Source organism: Streptomyces sp. NPDC059861 (genome assembly GCF_042731435.1).
Classification (GTDB): Bacteria; Actinomycetota; Actinomycetes; order Streptomycetales; family Streptomycetaceae; genus Streptomyces.
On record NZ_JBHWJQ010000004.1, the window covers coordinates 73,683 to 87,522 of the forward strand.

At 71.1% G+C, this 13,840-nt stretch carries 13 protein-coding genes; 4 read left to right on the forward strand and 9 right to left on the reverse strand.

Annotation, left to right across the window (positions count from 1 at the left end; all coding sequences use genetic code 11):
* Window positions 1-36: 36 nt before the first annotated feature.
* A complete protein-coding gene (locus tag ACFV6X_RS04900) occupies window positions 37-1,950 on the reverse strand; it encodes a glycoside hydrolase family 5 protein (RefSeq protein WP_385377715.1) in 1,914 nt (637 codons plus the stop codon).
* A gap of 93 nt (window positions 1,951-2,043) precedes the next feature.
* Complete coding sequence (locus ACFV6X_RS04905; RefSeq protein WP_385377718.1) at window positions 2,044-2,454, reverse strand: hypothetical protein; 411 nt, start codon at window positions 2,452-2,454, stop codon at window positions 2,044-2,046.
* Window positions 2,455-2,759: 305 nt separating this feature from the next.
* Here ACFV6X_RS04905 and ACFV6X_RS04910 point away from each other — a divergent pair, with 305 nt between their 5' ends.
* Window positions 2,760-3,047, forward strand: coding sequence for a DUF1905 domain-containing protein (locus tag ACFV6X_RS04910; protein WP_385377721.1), 288 nt, complete (start codon window positions 2,760-2,762; stop codon window positions 3,045-3,047).
* 200 nt (window positions 3,048-3,247) lie between these two features.
* On the opposite strand, the gene mgrA is transcribed toward ACFV6X_RS04910, so the two are convergent.
* A complete protein-coding gene (mgrA, locus tag ACFV6X_RS04915) occupies window positions 3,248-4,237 on the reverse strand; it encodes an L-glyceraldehyde 3-phosphate reductase (RefSeq protein WP_385377724.1) in 990 nt (329 codons plus the stop codon).
* 115 nt (window positions 4,238-4,352) lie between these two features.
* Between mgrA and ACFV6X_RS04920 the strand changes: the two genes are divergently transcribed.
* Both ACFV6X_RS04920 and ACFV6X_RS04925 read left to right on the forward strand, forming a co-directional pair.
* On the forward strand, window positions 4,353-5,240 hold the full coding sequence (locus ACFV6X_RS04920; protein ID WP_385377728.1) for a LysR substrate-binding domain-containing protein: 888 nt from the start codon (window positions 4,353-4,355) through the stop codon (window positions 5,238-5,240).
* Between the two features lie 142 nt (window positions 5,241-5,382).
* Window positions 5,383-5,892: a DinB family protein gene (locus ACFV6X_RS04925; RefSeq protein WP_385377731.1), complete on the forward strand. Its 510-nt coding sequence runs from the start codon at window positions 5,383-5,385 to the stop codon at window positions 5,890-5,892.
* On the opposite strand, the gene ACFV6X_RS04930 is transcribed toward ACFV6X_RS04925, so the two are convergent.
* The 6 genes from ACFV6X_RS04930 to ACFV6X_RS04955 form a co-directional block, all read right to left on the reverse strand.
* Window positions 5,880-6,953, reverse strand: coding sequence for an adenosine deaminase (locus ACFV6X_RS04930; protein WP_385377734.1), 1,074 nt, complete (start codon window positions 6,951-6,953; stop codon window positions 5,880-5,882). The genes ACFV6X_RS04925 and ACFV6X_RS04930 overlap by 13 nt on opposite strands.
* A gap of 68 nt (window positions 6,954-7,021) precedes the next feature.
* The gene (locus tag ACFV6X_RS04935) at window positions 7,022-7,414 is read right to left on the reverse strand and encodes a VOC family protein (protein WP_385377736.1); all 393 of its coding nucleotides are present in this window, start codon (window positions 7,412-7,414) and stop codon (window positions 7,022-7,024) included.
* 137 nt (window positions 7,415-7,551) lie between these two features.
* A complete protein-coding gene (locus tag ACFV6X_RS04940; protein WP_385377739.1) occupies window positions 7,552-9,321 on the reverse strand; it encodes a SpoIIE family protein phosphatase in 1,770 nt (589 codons plus the stop codon).
* 73 nt (window positions 9,322-9,394) lie between these two features.
* Window positions 9,395-11,629, reverse strand: coding sequence for a xanthine dehydrogenase family protein molybdopterin-binding subunit (locus tag ACFV6X_RS04945; protein WP_385377742.1), 2,235 nt, complete (start codon window positions 11,627-11,629; stop codon window positions 9,395-9,397).
* The gene (locus tag ACFV6X_RS04950) at window positions 11,626-12,648 is read right to left on the reverse strand and encodes an FAD binding domain-containing protein (protein WP_385377745.1); all 1,023 of its coding nucleotides are present in this window, start codon (window positions 12,646-12,648) and stop codon (window positions 11,626-11,628) included. Before ACFV6X_RS04950 ends, ACFV6X_RS04945 begins: the two co-directional genes overlap by 4 nt.
* Before the next feature lie 10 nt (window positions 12,649-12,658).
* Window positions 12,659-13,183, reverse strand: a complete 525-nt coding sequence (locus ACFV6X_RS04955; RefSeq protein WP_385377749.1) for a (2Fe-2S)-binding protein — start codon at window positions 13,181-13,183, stop codon at window positions 12,659-12,661.
* A 73-nt stretch (window positions 13,184-13,256) separates the two neighbouring features.
* Between ACFV6X_RS04955 and ACFV6X_RS04960 the strand changes: the two genes are divergently transcribed.
* Entirely contained in the window at window positions 13,257-13,826 is a 570-nt protein-coding gene (locus ACFV6X_RS04960) for an antibiotic biosynthesis monooxygenase (protein ID WP_385377752.1), read from the forward strand.
* Window positions 13,827-13,840: the final 14 nt, after the last annotated feature.

Here is a 13,840-nt window from a genome sequence, read left to right on the forward strand (position 1 = left end):
TCACACCAGGCAAGATCAGGATCTACAGCTGGAGTACTAGGCCAGCTTGCGGCAGTACAGGGCGGCCGGCGTCCGTGCCGAACCCACGCGTCCCGTGTACGCGATGCCGGCCGCGTACTCGTCGTCCGCGCACTGCCCCTTGTAGCGGCCCACCGCGAAGTCACCGCCCTTGGGTGCCGGTCCCCGGTTGTCTCCGCGGTCGAACCAGACGGTACGGCCACTCGTGCCCAGCTCTCCCGCGGGAGCCGCCGCGCACAGGGCCGCGGAGACGGCGGAGCCGCGGACGCTGTAGCCGATCAGGTGGTGGCCGGCGTCGCACTGGAGCTTGGTGTAGCCGGACGCCCAGTCGTTGCCTGCCGTGACGTGCCGCTCGTCGCGGACGACCTCGTGTCCTCCGGGCGGGCCCCACGAGGTGGACACGTCCGAGCACAGTCCCCGGTTGCCGGTGTGGCTGAGGCCGAGCAGCCGCTCGCCGTCGGAGCAGGCGGCCTTGCGGGCGCCGGCGTCCCAGTCGGGCAGGGCGCGCATCCGGCGCGACTGGACGGAGTCGCCGTGGTCGGGGCCGAGCTGGGACCACTCGGGCACCGCCGCCACCGGACCGGTGCGGCCGGAGGCGCCGACGAGCCTCGCCCAGGCGGCGGCCCGCCAGTCGTCACCGTCGTACACGCCCATACGCCGGCCCGCCGCGTCCCAGTGGAGCAGCGCCCAGCCGTTGCCCCTGCGGTCCTCGTGCCAGCCGACGAGCGGCCAGTACGCGAAGTCGGCGTCGGTGCGGATCAGATGGTCGACGAAGTTCTCGAACCAGGCCCGCTGCCGAGCGCCGGTCTCGCCCCGGCCCCCGACGCCGAACTCGCTGATCCAGACCGGTGCGGTGAAGTGCCGGTCCTGCTCGGCGGTGACGAAGAAGGCCTGGCGGTTCAGTACCTCGATCAGCTCGGCCGGGCCCAGGTCGCGGTAGCGGGGGTCGGTGGTCTCGCCCGCCCCGGTGGCGCCGCTGTGGTTCGGGCCGGTGTAGTCGTAGAAGTGGGCTGAGTACACGAGCTTGCCGGAGTCGACCAGGGTGTGCGAGAGGCCCCGCACCGGCTCCAGGGTGGGGCGTTCGTGCGGAAATCCGTCGACAGGTATGCCGGTCCAGTTGATGCCCTCGACGACGATCAGGAGGTCGGGGTTGGCCTGCGTGAGGATGCGGTCGCCGACGCGCTGCGAGGCGGCGAACCAGTCGTGGTTGTCGCCGAGCCCCCAGTTGGGGTCGTCCCAGACGTCGCGGCGCACCTCGTTGTAGAGGTCGGCGCCGACGACCCGCTTGTTGTCCTTGTACCGGCGGGCCATGAACAACCAGTCGTGCTCCCAGGTCTCGTTCGACTGGCCGGTGTTCCAGCGTTCGTTGCCGTCGACGCCGCAACACCAGCGAGTGGTGTTCGTGTGGTTGTTGAGGATCACCGCGAGCCCGGCGGCGGTCAGTTCGCGGACCACGGCGTCGTACACCTGGAGCGGGGTCATGCCGCGCAGGGAGGGATTGGCGACGACCGCGTCGTCCGTGACGGGGACGGTGTCGTGGATCATCTCGTTGGAGAAGGGCAGCCGGATGCTGTTGACGCCGATCTCCCGGAAGCCGGCGATGATCTCGGTCATGGGGGCCCGGTCAAGCCCGAGCGGGATCCGGCCGGAGTTCTCGCCGGCGTGGTGGTTGGCGTCGTCGGCCGTGCTGCCCGAGCCGTTCCAGGTGCCGCTGGCGCCGTGCCAGTTGCCCGAGCGCAGCTTGAAGCGGTCGCCGTCGGCGTCGACGATCCAGCGTCCGCGCGTGCTCAGGGGCGCCGTCCAGTCGGCGGCGGCCTCGGGTGAGGCGGCGGCCTCGGGCCCTGCGGCGGCTCGGGGGGCTTGCACCAGGGGCAGCAGAAGGACTACGGCGGCCAGTGTGGCCCTGACGATTGCTGCGCGCACGGTCACCATCCCGACGATGTTGTCATGGCAGCGTCATCATGGTGGACGGTGCGTCGGCGGTCCAGCCAGCCCCGGGCGCCCGGCAGCCGGCGATGGCACGTGTCAGGCGACGGGAACGACGAGGGCCGGGATGGTGCGCTGCATCCGCAGGGCGTCGATGGACTCGGCCAGCAGCTCGTACTCCGTGGTGTCGTCACAGGTGGCGATCCTGACCAGTCGCCCGGCCGCCAACTGGTCGGCGATCAGCTCCTGCTGGCCCGCGTCGGCACACCAGGCGCGCAGCACCGACGGCACGTCGGCCACACCGGCGCCGACCGGAATCAGCGCGTTCGGCGGATACGGGGCGTCACCGGGCTGGGGATCGAGCCGCTCCGCGATCCAGTTGGCGCGATCGCGCAGCCACCACAGCGCGAGGGCCAGAGTGGGTGCCCGGTAGGTGCCCAGAGGTACGCCGATTCGCCGGCCGCCGCAGGTGCCGTACGCCGTTACATGGCACAGGAATTCGTCGTGCACGTTCGCCTCCCCCGTCGCGTTGCCCGCCAGCGGTGATGCCCCGCTTTCGGTGCGGCTCCTGTGCGGTGAAACAGTCCCTGTACGTTCGAGTATCTTCACTCTTGAATCACTGTCACCATGTCTTTCCGGCCAGTCTCCTGGCATATTCACCGCGCGTATTGGCCGGAACGCGACGGGTGAGGATCGCAGGCCGGACGGTACGGATCTTGACTCAGTAGCGGAGTGGGAGCCTCCGCGATGAGTTTTTCCTGTTTACGGGGTCCGAGGAGTGAAGCATTTCGCGATCACGGGCAACGGAGGCAGTCATGGGGACGACCGGAAACGTCGAAGCGGAATTCACCGCCGTCCTGCGCAAGAGCCCGAGCAAAGGGGGATGGACGTATGTCGTCTGGCCCGAATCCGTCGCTTTCTTCGGCACCCGTGGGCTGGTCAAGATCCGCGGGACCATTGACGGTCATCCTTTCCGGAGCTCTTTCATGGCGCTGGGCGACGGCACCCACAAGCTGCCCGTCAAGGCCGAGGTGCGCAGGGCGATCGGCAAGGAGGAGGGCGACACGGTGACGGTGCGTCTTCGGGAGCGGCTCAGCGCCTAGGCGATGTCCAGGGACCGTGCCGATGCGGGGCTGGACATGCGTGTGCCGCCGCAGCCTGCCGCGGACGCAGGCCCTTGAACAGTCCCGGCGCCTCGCTGTCGCCCGGTACGGCACGCGATCGTGGCGAGCGGGACCGCCACGAAGACACCCGTGCCCCGGAGGTGGCTCACCTCCGGGGCACGGGTGGGGAAGCGGTCGGATCAGGGCTGGGCGAGCGCGTCGATGCGGGACAGCTCGTCCGCGTCGAAGTCCAGGTTGCCGATCGCGGCGACGCTGTCCTCCAGCTGCTGCGGGCTGCTCGCGCCGACCAGGGCGGAGGTCACCCGGCCGCCGCGCAGCACCCAGGCCAGCGCCATCTGGGCCAGCGTCTGGCCGCGCGACTTGGCGATGTCGTTCAGGGCGCGCAGCCGGTCCACCAGCTCCTCGGTCAGCGCGTCGGACTTCAGGAACGGGCTGTCGCCCGCGGCCCGCGAGTCCTCCGGGATGCCGTCGAGGTAGCGGCCGGTGAGCAGGCCCTGGTCCAGCGGCGAGTAGGCGATGGAGCCGACGGCCAGCTCGTCCAGCGCGTCCAGCAGTCCCTCCTCGGGGAGCCGGGAGAGCATGGAGTAGCGCGGCTGGTGGATCAGGAGCGGGGTGCCCAGCTCGCCCAGGATGCGGGCGGCCTCGTGGGTCTGCTCCGGCGAGTAGTTGGAGACGCCGACGTAGAGCGCCTTGCCCTGCTGGACCGCCGAGTGCAGGGCACCCATCGTCTCCTCCAGCGGGGTCTCCGGGTCCGGGCGGTGCGAGTAGAAGATGTCGACGTACTCCAGGCCCATCCGGTTCAGGCTCTGGTCCAGCGAGGACAGCATGTACTTGCGCGAGCCCCACTCGCCGTACGGGCCGGGCCACATCAGGTAGCCCGCCTTGGTGGAGATCACCAGTTCGTCGCGGTAGGGCGCGAAGTCCGCCTTGAGCGCCTCGCCGAACGCGGACTCGGCGGCGCCGGGCGGCGGGCCGTAGTTGTTGGCCAGGTCGAAGTGGGTGATACCGAGGTCGAAGGCACGGCGCAGGATCGCGCGCTGGGTCTGGACCGGCCGGTCAGGACCGAAGTTGTGCCACAGGCCGAGCGACAGTGCGGGAAGCTTGAGGCCGCTGCGTCCGGTACGCCGGTAGGGCATGTCCGCATAGCGGTCGGGGTGTGCCGTGTACAACGCGACTCCAGAGGGGTGGGCACGGATGGATGGGTGCAGTTCCACTCTGTCGTGACCTGCGGGCAGTGGTCCAACAGAAGAATCCGATGGAATTCAGCGACTAAACTTCTCAGTCATGGAACTGCGTCATCTCCAGCACTTCGTCGCGGTCGCCGAGGACCAGCACTTCACCCGGGCGGCCGAACGGCTCATGGTGTCCCAGTCGGGCCTGTCGGCGTCGATCCGGGCACTGGAGCGCGAGTTGCAGACCCCGCTGTTCGTGCGGACCACCCGACGGGTGACGCTCACCCCGGCCGGGCGGGCGCTGCTGGGCGAGGCGGAGCGGATCCTGGCCCAGGTGCGGTCCGCCCACGAGGCGGTGGCCGCGGTGCAGGGCGTGCTGCGCGGCATGCTCGCGCTCGGCACCGAGCAGTGCATCGCGGGGGTGAACGTGGCGCGGCTGCTCGCGGCGTTCCGGCACCGGCACCCGGATGTGGAGATCTGCCTGCGGCAGGCCGGCTCGGGCGCGCTGATGGAGGAGGTCGCCGCGGGACGCCTGGACCTGGCCTTCGCGGTGCGCACGGAGGAGGACACCGAGCAGCTGCGCTCGGTGGCGCTGACCAACGAGCCGATGACCGTCCTGTGCCATCCGACGCACCGTCTCGCCGCCGCCGGCGCGGCCGTCACACCCCAGGACCTGGGCGGCGAGGTCTTCGTCGACTTCCATCCCGACTGGGGCCCGCGCCGCGCCACCGACGCCGTGTTCGCGAGGGCGGGCGTCCGGCGGACGGTGGACCTCGAGGTGAACGACGTGCACAGTCTGCTGGACCTGCTGGACGAGAACCTGGGCATCGCCGTCGTACCGCATCACTTCCGCCACAAGCGCGCCTCACTCGCCGCGCTGCCCCTCAAGGGCACCGGCGAGGCCGCGTACGAGACGGTCGCCCTGCTGCCACCCCCGGAGGCGACGAGCCCGGCGGCCCGGGCCCTGATGTCCCTCCTCGACACGGAGCCCGACGCCTGAACCCCGCGACCCGAGGCACGCCACCCTGACCGCCCCCATGTCGCAGCACGCACCCGTGCCGCAGCGCGCATCCGCTTGGTGCGCCCTTCGTCCGGGTCACGCGCCGTCGTGCGAATCGTGGTGATGGGCCATGGTGGGACGTATGCATGCCAAGGACATCCTCAGCGACGGTTACAGCCGCATCCGGGAAGAAGTCCACGCCGCCGTCGAAGGCCTCACGGCCGACGACCTCAACGCCCGCCCCGGACCCGGCGCCAACTCCATCACCTGGCTGATCTGGCACCTCAGCCGCGTGCAGGACGACCACATCGCCGACGCCGCCGGGCTCGACCAGATCTGGCTCACCCAGGACTGGGAGAAGCGCTTCGCGCTCGGGCTGCCGCGTGACGACACGGGGTACGGGCACAGCCCGGCGAAGGTCGCCAAGGTACGGGTCGACTCCCCCGACCTGCTGACCGGCTACTACGACGCCGTGCACGAGCGGACCCTGGGCGTCCTGCGCGAGCTGACCGCCAAGGACCTCGAACGTGTCGTCGACGAGCGCTGGGATCCCCCGGTCAGCCTCGGCACGCGGCTGGTGAGCGTCCTGTCCGACGACCTTCAGCACGTCGGACAGGCCGCCTACGTACGAGGGCTCGTTCAGGCCTCGTAGCCCGGCAGGATCACGTCGCGGATGAGGACGTTGCGCTCGTCGAAGGGTATGAACGCGCTCTTGACGGCGTTCACGGTGACGGTGCGCAGGTCCTCGACGGTCCAGCCCGCCTCCTCGACCAGCAGGGACATCTCACGGGTCATCGTCGTGCCGGAGACCAGGCGGTTGTCGGTGTTGAGCGTGACGCGGAAGCCGAGGTCCTTGAGCGCCGTGATGGGGTGCTCGGCGATCGAGGTGGCGGCGCCGGTCTGGAGGTTGGAGGTCGGGCACATCTCCAGTGCGATCCGGCGGTCGCGGACCCACCCGGCGAGACGGCCGACCTTGCCGGCCGCGAGGTCGGGGATGTCGTCGGTGATCCGCACGCCGTGGCCGATGCGCTGGGCGCCGCACGTCTGGAGCGCCTGGTGGATGCTGCGCAGGCTGTGCGCCTCACCGGCGTGGATGGTGAACGGCACGTTCTCCTGGCGCAGGTGCTCGAAGGCGGCCAGGTGGTCGGCGGGCGGGAAGCCGTCCTCGGCGCCGGCGATGTCGAAGCCGACGACGCCGGCGTCCCGGAAGGCGACCACGAGGTCGGCGATCTCCCGGCTCCGGTCGAACATCCGCATGCCGCACAGCAGCGTCCCCACCCGGACCGGCGTACCGGCGGCGGCCGCCTTGACCATGCCCGCCGCGAGGCCCTCCTGCACGGCCTCGACGACCTCGGGCAGGGTCAGCCCGCCGTCGACCATCAACTCCGGCGCGTAGCGGACCTCGCCGTACACGACGCCGTCGGCCGCGAGGTCGAGGACGTACTCCTCGGCCGTGCGCAGCAGGCCCTCGCGGGTCTGCATCACGGCGAGGGTGTGCTCGAACGTGGCGATGTAGCGGACGAGGTCGCCGGAGTTGGCGGCGTCGTAGTACCAGGCGGCGAGCGCGTCGGGGTCGGTGGTGGGGAGGGTGTGGCCGACCGTCTCCGCCAGCTCGACGACGGTGGCGGGGCGCAGGCCGCCGTCGAGGTGGTCGTGCAGGACGGCCTTGGGGAGGCGACGGAGGGTCCCGATGTCTACGCGCGTAGCTGTCATGGTGCGCCTTTCCTGGTACGGAGCGTGCGAAGTGAGTGTGCGTGAGCGGGCGTTCCGGGCTGCGGCGGTCAGGCGGCGGGCTGGAGCAGGTCCCACCGGTTGCCGTACAGGTCCTGGAAGACGGCGACCGTGCCGTACGGCTCGTGTCGCGGCTCCTCCAGGAAGGTCACCCCCGCGGCGAGCGCCCGGGCGTGGTCGCGGGCGAAGTCGTCGGTGTGCAGGAAGTAGCCGACGCGACCGCCGGTCTGGTCGCCCACCCGGGCCTGCTGCCGCTCACCCTTGGCGCGAGCCAGAAGCAGAGCGGTACCGGCGCCCTCCGTCCCGGGTTCCACCACGACCCAGCGGGAGCCGTCAGGACGGGGCGCGTCCTCGGCGAGCCGGAAGCCGAGGGCCTCGGTGTAGAAGCGGATGGCCTCGTCGTAGTCGTCGACGACGAGGGTGACCAGGGCGATGCGTGCCATCGGGACCTTCCGGGAGGGCTGATTGACGGGAGAGGTTATACGTAAAACCTCAGGGGCGCCAGTCGCTGCCGGACCGGTCCGTGACGGGTGGATGCCGGAGCGGGACCCCGCCGTCGCGGTCCACCGGGCGCGAGGGCTCACAGGCCTCGGGCCAGCAGCAGGGTGACGTCGTCGGCAGGGGTCGGGGTCGGCAGCGTGTCGACCACCGCGGTGCACAGCTCCTCCAGGGACGAAGCGCCCCGGGAGAGCACCCGAGCCACTCGCTCCAGGCCGACGTCGATGTCCTGATGACGCTCCTCGACGAGCCCGTCGCTGAACAGGGCGATCACGCTGCCCACGGGGAGCTCGATCTCGGCGGACAGGAAGGGCAGCATGTCGACGCCCAGCGGAGGGCCGTGCGGCAGGTCGGGGTACGAGACGCGACCGTCCGGGCGGGCGACGGCGGGCGGCGGATGCCCGGCCAGCGCCAGCGTGCAGAGCGAAGTGGCCGGATCGTAGACCGCGTAGACGCAGGTGGCGCCCATGGACGGGACGTCGGTGCCGGCGGCGACCTCGTCCTCGGTCAGCCGGATGAACGTCCGGTCCAGCCTGGTCAGCAGCTCACCCGGAGGCAGATCGAGATCGGCGAGCGTGCGGATCGCCGTACGCAGCCGGCCCATCGTCGCCGCGGCGTCGATACCGTGCCCCACCACGTCGCCCACGACGAGCGCCAGGCGCCCGCCGGGCAGGCCGATGACGTCGTACCAGTCACCGCCGACGCTGTCCCCGGGCGCCGCGGGCAGGTAGCGGGCGGCGACCTCCATGGCTGTTCCGCCGTGCAGCCGGCGCGGCAGCAGACTGCGCTGGAGCGCGACGGCCGCCGTCCGCTCGCGGGTGTAGCGGCGGGCGTTGTCCAGGCTCAGCGCCGCCCGGGACACCAGTTCCTCGGCCAGCAGCTGATCGGTTTCGTCGAAGGGCGTCGGGTTGTCCGTCCTCACGAAGACCGCGACGCCCAGGACCACGCCGCGGGCGTGCATCGGGACGATCAGCAGGGAGTGCATGTGGAACTCCCGGATCTTCGCGGCCCGGCGTGGATCCTGGTCCAGCCAGGTGCCCCGGGAGAGCTCGATCGTGGGTTGCAGCACGGCGCGGCCGGTGGACAGGGCCTGCATGAACGGCGATGTCTCGGGGACGTAGACCACCTCGCCTTTCGTCCACAGGGACTCCGGGGCGCCGGCGTGGATCGACGCCCGGCCCGCTCGCCGGAACTTGGGAAGGCTCCCGTGCGAGGGGCCGAGCCGGTCCAGGGGCTCCTGACCGAGCCGCACCGCCTCCGTCAGGTCGACGGTCACGTAGTCGGCGAGCAACGGCACCGCGAAGTCGGCCAGTTCCTGGGCCGTGCGCATGACGTCCAGCGTCGTCCCGATGCGGGCACCGGCCTCACTGATCATGGCCAGGTGGTTCCCCGCCCATCGCCGGTCCTTGACGACCAGCATCACCATGCACACACCCAGCGTGGGGCCCTCGGCGTCGCTCAGGCGCACGAAGGAGGCCGAGAAGGCACGGTCGCGCGGCCGTCCCGGAACGGCCGGAGGCCGGTACTCGCGACCGGTGGCGCATACACCGGTGTCCAGCACCTCGACTACGACGGTCTCCAGGTCGGCGGCGTCGCCGCTCAGGGCCTCGCGTGGCCGACGGCCCAACCGCTGGTCGCGGGCGATCCCGTCGATGCGTTCGAGGGCGTCGTTGACCCAGATGCACCGCAGGTCGGTGTCCCAGATCGCGAGCCCGACGACCGAGTGGGTCAGCAGGGCGCGCAGGGCCGCAGCCGCGGTGCCCCCGACGTCCTCGACCAGGGCTGCCACGGCGTCCACGCCGCCCGCGTCGCCCGCGCCGTCCGCTCCGCCGGTGGGGTCAGGTGCTTCCATGGGTGTAAGACCTTCAGCCATGACGTGACCGGGACGGCTGCTGCCGCGCGGCTCCGGGCGGCCGGCGCGACGCTCACAGCAGGTCCTCGATCGTGATCGGCAGTTTGCGCACCCGCCGCCCGGTGGCGTGGTGCACGGCGTTGGCGATCGCGGCCGCCACACCTACCTGGCCGATCTCACCGACTCCCTTGACGCCCAGCGGATTGACGATGTCGTCCTCGACCTCGACGAGCTCGATGTCGACGTCTGGAGCGTCCGCGTTGACGGGGACGAGGTACTCCCCGAGGCTCGCGCTGACCCAGCGGCCGGTGTCCGGCTGCATGTGGTTGGCCTCCAGGAGGGCCTGGCCGAGGCCCCAGAGCATGCCGCCCATCAACTGACTGCGGGCCGTCTTGGCGTTGAGCACCCGGCCGGGCGCGAAGGCACCGGTCATGCGCCGCACCCGGACGAGGCCGAGCTCCGCGTCGACGGCGACCTCGGCGAACTGGGCGCCGAAGGTCATCATCCCGTAGGGGATGTCGTGGGGCGGGTTCCACTGCCCCACGGCCTCGGCGTCCGGCCGGAAGTTGCGTTGCAGCAGATCGCCGTACGACTCGGAAGCGGTGCCGGCGGTCATGATCCCGTCCTGTACGACGACGTCGACGAGGTCGGCGCCGTGCAGCGGCGAACCGGGATCGCCGACGGCGCTCATGATCAGCTGCCCGCGCAGGGCGGTGGCGGCGCTGTGCACGGCCGCGCTGATCATGCCGGCGCCGGACGATCCCACCGCGGCGGCGATGTTGGGCAGGTCGGTGTCCCCGAACTCGAAGCGGCAGCGGTCCATGCGCATGCCGAGGCCTTCCGCGGCGACCTGGGTCATGACCGTGGCGACGCCGGTGCCGAACTCGGGGGTGGCGGCCTGGACGACCGCGGTGCCGTCGGCGTAGACGCGTGCCCGGGCGCGCTGCGGGTTGGCGAGCGGGGCGACCGGGTAGACCGCGGTGGCCATGCCGGTGCCGATCAGCCAGTTCCCCTCCCGGCGGACGCCCGGCCGGGGATCGCGGCCGGCCCAGCCGAAGCGCCGCGCCCCGCGGTCGTAGCACTCCCTCAGGCCGCTGCTGGACCAGGGCAGTCCCGACATGGCGTCGACGTCGGTGTGGTTGCGCAGACGTAGCTCGATGGGGTCCAGGCCCAGCTCGTGGGCGAGCTCGTCCATCGAGCACTCCAGCGCGTACATCCCGCTCGCCTCGCCCGGCGCCCGCATGAACGTGGGAGTCATGGTGTTGGCGCGGAACAACCGGTACTCACCCTCGTAGGCGGGACAGGCGTAGATCTGCGAGGAGGTGCCGACGGAGGGCTCGGCCCAGTCGTCGAAGTGGGAGGTCGGGGAGAGCTTGTGGTGCCGGATCCCGGTCAGTCTGCCGTCACGCGTCGCACCGAGGGTGACGTGCTGCTCCTGCTCCTCGCGGTGTCCCACGGAGGTGAACATCTGCTCCCGGGTGAGGGCGAGTTTGACGGGCCGGCCGACCTCACGGGCCGCCATCGCGGCGAGCGCCGAGTGGGCGTGGATCATCGCCTTGCACCCGAAGCTGCCGCCGGCGTAGTGGCCGATGACCCGGATCTTCGACATCGGCACGCCCAGCAGCCGGGAGACGGTCATCTGGGTGGCGTTGACCCCCTGCGTGGAGTCGTACAGGAGCAGTTCGTCGCCGTCCCACTGGGCCGTGGTGCAGGACGGCTCGATCGGGTTGTGGTTGTTCGCGGCGTAGGTGTAGGTGCCGTCCACCCGGACGTCGGCGTCCTGGAGGGCGGCCTCCACGTCCCCGCGCTCGATGTGGCCCGGTATCCAGCCGCCGAAGATCCGCTCGGGCACGTACGACCGGTCGCGGCCCTGGTCGAGGGTGGTCACCGGCGGGGTCTCCTCGTAGGTGACGCGCAGCAGCCGCGCCCCGTGCTGGGCCCGTTCCCAGGTGTCCGCGAGGACGATCGCGATCTGCTGGCCCGCGTAGTGCACGGTGTCGTCCTGCATCGGGAAGAAGGTCTGGCCGGGGGCGGCCGTCCCGGCGAGCGAGGGGATGAGCGGCGGCTGCTCGGCGATCTCGGGCAGCGTGCGATGCGTGAGCACGGCGAGGACGCCCTCCTCGGCCAGTGCGGCGCTCGTGTCGATCTCCGTGACCCGCCCGGCGGCGATGCGGGAGCCGACCACGCACGCGTAGGCCATGTCCGGGAGCGGGACCTCGGTGGAGTAGCGGGCGCTTCCGCTGACCTTGGCCAGGCCGTCGACCCGGTCGAGCGGCTGTCCGAGGGCGGACGGGATGGTGGCGGTCATGACGGGCTCCCGGTCCCGGGCCGGGCCGCGGGCCCGGTTCCGTCGCTGAGCATGTCGAGGGCACGGACGATCGCACGCTGGGCGAGTTCGACCTTGAAGGCGTTCATGGAGGTGGGCCGGGCGTCGGCCATCTCCACGCGGCCGGCCATGGCGAAGTTGTCCCGGTTCAGGGCGGCGCCGATCAGGAAGTCCTCGGCGCGTCTGGCCCGCCAGGGCTTGGTGGCGACGCCACCGAGGGCCATCCGTACGTCCGCGACGGTGCCGTCCACGACGGACAGCGCGGCCGCGACCGAGACGAGCGCGAACTCGTAGGACTCGCGGTCCCGGACCTTCAGGTAGAGGGAGTGCCGTGCCAGCGGTGCGGGGGGCACCTCGATGCCGGTGATCAACTCACCGTGTTGCATGGGGTGTTCCCGGTGCGGGGAGTCGCCGGGGAGGAGGAAGAAGTCGTCGATCTCGTAGGTCCGTTCGCCGTCCGGCCCCAGCGTGTGCACCCGTGCGTCCAGCGCGATCAGGGCCACGGCCACGTCCGAGGGGTGGGTGGCGATGCAGTGTTCGCTGGTGCCGAGTACCGCGTGGCCGCGGCTGAAGCCTTCGACGGCCGAGCAGCCGGTCCCGGGGTCGCGCTTGTTGCACGGGGACTCGGCGTCGCGGAAGTACGAACAGCGCACGCGTTGCAGCAGGTTGCCCCCCATGGAAGCCATGTTGCGCAGTTGCGCGGACGCCCCCAGCTCCAGTGCCTGCGCGATCAGCGGGAAGCCGGTGCGTACCGCGGGGGCGGCCGCGACCTCGCTCATCCGGGCCAGCGCGCCGATCCGCAGCCCGCCTTCCGGGGTGCCTTCGATGCCGGTCAGGGGGAGTTCGTTGATGTCGACGAGCCGCCGGGGGTTGAGCACGTTCTGGCGGAGCAGGTCGACCTCGGTGGTGCCCCCGGCGAGGAAGTCGCTGGTGGGGTCCGCGGTGACGGCGGCGACGGCGGCGGCCGTGTCGGTCGCGCGGAGGTAGGTGATGGGCCGCACGAGAGGCCTCCTACGTCTGGTCGCGGGCGGAGCGGATCGCGGCCCGGATGTGCGGATAGGCGGCGCAGCGGCAGATGTTGCCGCTCATCCACTCCTTGATCTCGGCGTCGTCCCCGGCGTGCCCCTCCGCGATCAGTGCGACGGCGGACATGATCTGGCCGGGGGTGCAGTAGCCGCACTGGAAGGCGTCCTGCTCGATGAAGGCCTGCTGCATCGGGTGCGGTTCGCCGTGCGCGGCGAGTCCCTCGACGGTGGTGATCTCGTGGCCCTCGCAGGTCATCGCCAGCGTGAGGCAGGCCAGCACCCGCCGTCCGTCGACCCATACCGTGCAGGCTCCGCAGGTGCCCTGGTCACAGCCCTTCTTCGCACCCGTCAGGTCAAGGCGCTCGCGGAGCGCGTCCAGCAGGCTCACCCGCGGCTCGATGTCCAGGGCGTGCTCGGTGCCGTTGATCGACAGTGTCACCCGGACCGGGCCGGGTCCGCGCTCCACCCGTGCGACGCCTGCTTCGGTCACGGCCGGGCCGGTAGTGGACATGGCACACCTCCCAGAGAAAGCACCCTTAATTCTCGTACGGGCGCAGACCGGCTGCAAAAGTTAGATTTGCGACATGGATCAGCATGTGCTCGAAACCCGTGAACCGGTGACCGTGGTGTACACCTGGGAGGTGGTGCCCGGCAGGGAGCAGGAGTTCGAGCAGTGGGCACACGGGCTCGAACGGGAGGCCGCCGCGTTCCCGGGCCACCGGGGAGTGGTCTGGCTGAGGCCCGAGGGCGACAGTCACCGCTACCACGCGGTGGTCCGCTTCGCCGACACCCGGAGCCTGGACCGCTGGATGACCTCACCCGAGCGAGCCAGGTGGCAGGATCGCGTCAAACCCTTCGGCCGCTCGGCCCACCCGAAGCTGACCACCACCGGCCTGGAGACGTGGTTCAGCCTCCCCGGCACCACGGTCCGGCCCCCCGCGCGCTGGAAGATGTCGCTGGTGACGATCCTCGCGGTCTACCCCTTCGCCCTCCTCTACGACGGGCTCTTCGCGGAGTACTTCCGCGCGTGGCCGCTGGTGGCTCGCACTCTGGTCTTCCCGATCGTGCTGGCACCGCTGCTCACCTACGCGGTCATGCCGCTGCTGAGCCGGCTCCTGCGGCCGTGGCTCTACCCGGACGAACTGGGCGCCTGAAGCCCTGAGGGGCG

Excerpts from the sequence above, each read along its gene's own strand:
- ACFV6X_RS04900 (WP_385377715.1), bottom strand. The coding sequence starts at position 1,950 with ATGGTGACCGTGCGCGCAGCAATCGTCAGGGCCACACTGGCCGCCGTA.
- ACFV6X_RS04910 (WP_385377721.1), top strand. The coding sequence starts at position 2,760 with ATGGGGACGACCGGAAACGTCGAAGCGGAATTCACCGCCGTCCTGCGC.
- ACFV6X_RS04920 (WP_385377728.1), top strand. The coding sequence starts at position 4,353 with ATGGAACTGCGTCATCTCCAGCACTTCGTCGCGGTCGCCGAGGACCAG.
- ACFV6X_RS04925 (WP_385377731.1), top strand. The coding sequence starts at position 5,383 with ATGCATGCCAAGGACATCCTCAGCGACGGTTACAGCCGCATCCGGGAA.
- ACFV6X_RS04930 (WP_385377734.1), bottom strand. The coding sequence starts at position 6,953 with ATGACAGCTACGCGCGTAGACATCGGGACCCTCCGTCGCCTCCCCAAG.
- ACFV6X_RS04935 (WP_385377736.1), bottom strand. The coding sequence starts at position 7,414 with ATGGCACGCATCGCCCTGGTCACCCTCGTCGTCGACGACTACGACGAG.
- ACFV6X_RS04940 (WP_385377739.1), bottom strand. The coding sequence starts at position 9,321 with ATGGAAGCACCTGACCCCACCGGCGGAGCGGACGGCGCGGGCGACGCG.
- ACFV6X_RS04945 (WP_385377742.1), bottom strand. The coding sequence starts at position 11,629 with ATGACCGCCACCATCCCGTCCGCCCTCGGACAGCCGCTCGACCGGGTC.
- ACFV6X_RS04955 (WP_385377749.1), bottom strand. The coding sequence starts at position 13,183 with ATGTCCACTACCGGCCCGGCCGTGACCGAAGCAGGCGTCGCACGGGTG.
- ACFV6X_RS04960 (WP_385377752.1), top strand. The coding sequence starts at position 13,257 with ATGGATCAGCATGTGCTCGAAACCCGTGAACCGGTGACCGTGGTGTAC.